The following is a 2,656-nucleotide window of genomic DNA, read 5'->3' as shown; positions in this document are numbered from 1 at the left end:
TGTCGAACTTTTTCGACCTCGCTCTATCGTGAACACGATTAATCGTGTTATCGTGTTTGTGGTTGGCGGAGAGGCCAACCGGAACCCGACGAGAAGGAGAAGACATGGACATCCTCGCCGCGCTCGACCAGCTGGAACGGTCCCTCGATGGCCTCGACGCCCGGCTCGCGGCGCTCGACGAGGAGCTCGACCAGCGCAACACCCGGATGCGCAACGCCGGTTTCGGCAACTGACCAGGACGTTCAACCCCAGAACCGGCCCCGAACCTCTGCTACAGGTTCGGGGCCGGTTTCCGATCGCAGCGAGATTCGACCCGATTACCACTCGGCCGCCCCTGGCCGGAGGAAGGAGTTACCCCATGTCGCACGAGGTTTCCGCGCCCGCTGAGGTGTATGCCTGGATCGCGGTGCGCCGCCACCTGTCCCCGAATGCCACGGTTCCCGAGTGGGAGCCGAACGCGAGGGTGATCCCGGCCGGTGAGTACGACGCCGCCGACCGGGAGTACATGCTCAGCCGCGGATTCGAACTGGTGCCGCTGACCGTCGACGCCGACGACCGCACCCGCCCGGCGCCGCCGCAGTAGATCCTGCAGGCAGCGAAACGGCCGCCCCTGACTTTCGGGGGCGGCCGTTTGGTGTGTGCGGCAGGCTATTTGGCGAGCCGGATGGGCCGTTCGTTCTGGGCGGTGGTGCCGAACCGGCGCGCGAACTCGTCCCACCAGGCTGAGGGCGGCACCCGCAGCGCGGCATCGCGCAACGCCTGGCCGGTCTTGGTGGTGATCAACGGGACCATGGAGTCGATGAACCGCGGCATCGCGCCGACGCCCTGGCCGGCCTCGGCGTATTCGCGGGCCTGCAGCAGCAGCTCGAGCTTGTCGGCATCGCGCGAGCACTGCGATTCGAGGCTGGCCCCGGCCTTTTTGGCGCTCTCGTGCTCGGCGACCGCCGCGCGGATGTGTTCGGCCAGCTCGGCGGGAAGGCCGGCGGTCTGATCGGCGATCACCTCGGTGGCGGCCGTGGTGGTCACATACGCCTTACCTGCGGCGGCCACATCGCCGTAGCGGGCCTCGGGAACGTCGTGAAACAGCCCCAGCACCGCCGCGCGCTCGGCGTCGGCGCCTTCACCGACGGCGATCACGTAGGCCAGCACCGCGACCCGCCACGAGTGCGCGGCCACCGATTCGGGTCCGGTGATGCCAGCGCGCAGCCACCCCGAACGTGGCAGGTTCTTCAAAAATCCGAGTTCGTAGGCGAATACCGCGGTTTCGGTGGCGTGATCGGCAGTGGTCATAGCGTGCTCCCGAGTAGAAAGTGGACTTGCTCCAGGCGCCGCCGCGCCGAATCGCTCAGGGTCTCGTCGGTGGTGGCAGCTTCGACGGTATCGGAGATATCCGACACCCAACGCGGGTGTGTGACCAGCTGTTTTCGAGCCCTGGCCAGCGACCACAGCGAGTGCGCGCACAGTTCCCGATACGGCGCGGACCGCACCCCGGTCAGCAGCGAGCGCAGCAGCAGTTCCCCGGTCCAGGTGGCATCGGTGCCGGGGCGGATCATCTCGGCGTCCGAGGACCACGCCACCGGCATCTCCCCGACCCAGTAGGCCCAGTAGCGCAAGTTCGCGGCCTCGTTCTCCGGGTCGGCCAGGCCCTCGGCGGCGAAGCGCCGCAACGGTTCCGGGTCACCCCCGGAGGCTGCCCGGATCGCCGCGGAGCGTGCGACCGCCCATTCCGGTGACCAGCGGCTCAGATCGGTGGCCGCGACCGCCGTGCGGATCTGAGTACCGGCCCAGCCCTCGGCGGGCCCGTGGGCGGCGTCGTGTTCGGCGACCAGGAACACCGCCTGGCGGCGCAGCATCGCCCCGGCCTCGCCGTCGCCGGCGGTTTCGGCCAGCACCCGCAGCCCCGCGACCACCTCGGCGCGCTGCCCGGCGGGAATGCTCAATCGCGCGTCGGTTCCGGCCAGGCCCCGGGGAACGGTGCCGGTCAACGGCCAGGCCAGCATGTCGGTGGTGGCCCGATCGGGCACCGTGAGGCCGAGAGGGTGGCGTTGCGGGTCGTCGCGGTCCAGGCCGGACAGGATGTCATCGGCGGCCAGGGCGGTATCGAGAGAGCCCACCAGCTCCGCGGTCGCACCGCCCGCCAGCAGGGTGCGTTGCAGCTGCCGCAGTTTGGCGTAGCGGAGGTTGATCAGCGGATTGGTGCCCTGCTCCCACGCCTGGACCGTGCGAACGCTCGAGCCGAGATGCTCGGCGAGGGATTCCTGGGAGTGCCCGATTTCGCGGCGGATCGTGGCCAGCACCGCGCCGGAAACCCGCCCGTCCAGGCCACTCCCATCGGTGATGGGAGTCCTACTCGTGTGCAGCACCATGGGGCACCTTTGATCGGTCGAAAGTCCTATTCACGGTTCGTTCCGCCACTCCACCAGCGGAAATATCGTTGTTGTCGAACCGAAAACCACCAGCATCCAGCGGGTTCCAGTATCCACCGGTTTCGGTTCCGGTCACCCGGTGTCGGGGCCTGTGCCTCCCCAGCCTGTGGGGCACGGTCAGCGCGTCGACAGGCGACGGCGGCGGCGCCGACCACCCGACACCGGGCGTGGACCAACCGAACCGCGGATGCCGCAACCCGCTGGATGCTGGTGGTTTTCGGTTCGACAAC

The 2,656-nt window shown here is 68.8% G+C and carries 4 protein-coding genes; 2 read left to right on the top strand and 2 right to left on the bottom strand.

All coding sequences use genetic code 11. From position 1 onward, the window contains the following. Positions 1 to 104 precede the first annotated feature (104 nt). Positions 105 to 233 carry a hypothetical protein gene (locus tag A5789_RS38235; RefSeq protein WP_255404287.1) on the top strand — a complete coding sequence of 43 codons (129 nt, stop codon included), beginning with the start codon at positions 105 to 107 and terminating at the stop codon, positions 231 to 233. Between the two features lie 125 nt (positions 234 to 358). After that, positions 359 to 583, top strand: a complete 225-nt coding sequence (locus tag A5789_RS11315) for a hypothetical protein (protein WP_064927221.1) — start codon at positions 359 to 361, stop codon at positions 581 to 583. 65 nt (positions 584 to 648) lie between these two features. Here A5789_RS11315 and A5789_RS11310 read toward each other — a convergent pair whose 3' ends face one another. Further along, positions 649 to 1,290 carry an HD family hydrolase gene (locus A5789_RS11310; RefSeq protein ID WP_064927219.1) on the bottom strand — a complete coding sequence of 214 codons (642 nt, stop codon included), beginning with the start codon at positions 1,288 to 1,290 and terminating at the stop codon, positions 649 to 651. Further along, positions 1,287 to 2,366 carry a helix-turn-helix transcriptional regulator gene (locus A5789_RS11305; protein ID WP_156772999.1) on the bottom strand — a complete coding sequence of 360 codons (1,080 nt, stop codon included), beginning with the start codon at positions 2,364 to 2,366 and terminating at the stop codon, positions 1,287 to 1,289. The genes A5789_RS11310 and A5789_RS11305 overlap by 4 nt, the downstream gene beginning before the upstream one ends. Positions 2,367 to 2,656: the final 290 nt, after the last annotated feature.

Source organism: Nocardia sp. 852002-51101_SCH5132738, assembly GCF_001665695.1.
Classification (GTDB): domain Bacteria; phylum Actinomycetota; class Actinomycetes; order Mycobacteriales; family Mycobacteriaceae; genus Nocardia; species Nocardia nova.
This window is presented reverse-complemented; position numbering and strand designations above follow the sequence as displayed.

Coding starts and splice junctions, on each gene's coding strand:
- A5789_RS11305 (WP_156772999.1), bottom strand. CDS start 2,366: ATGGTGCTGCACACGAGTAGGACTCCCATCACCGATGGGAGTGGCCTG.
- A5789_RS11315 (WP_064927221.1), top strand. CDS start 359: ATGTCGCACGAGGTTTCCGCGCCCGCTGAGGTGTATGCCTGGATCGCG.
- A5789_RS11310 (WP_064927219.1), bottom strand. CDS start 1,290: ATGACCACTGCCGATCACGCCACCGAAACCGCGGTATTCGCCTACGAA.
- A5789_RS38235 (WP_255404287.1), top strand. CDS start 105: ATGGACATCCTCGCCGCGCTCGACCAGCTGGAACGGTCCCTCGATGGC.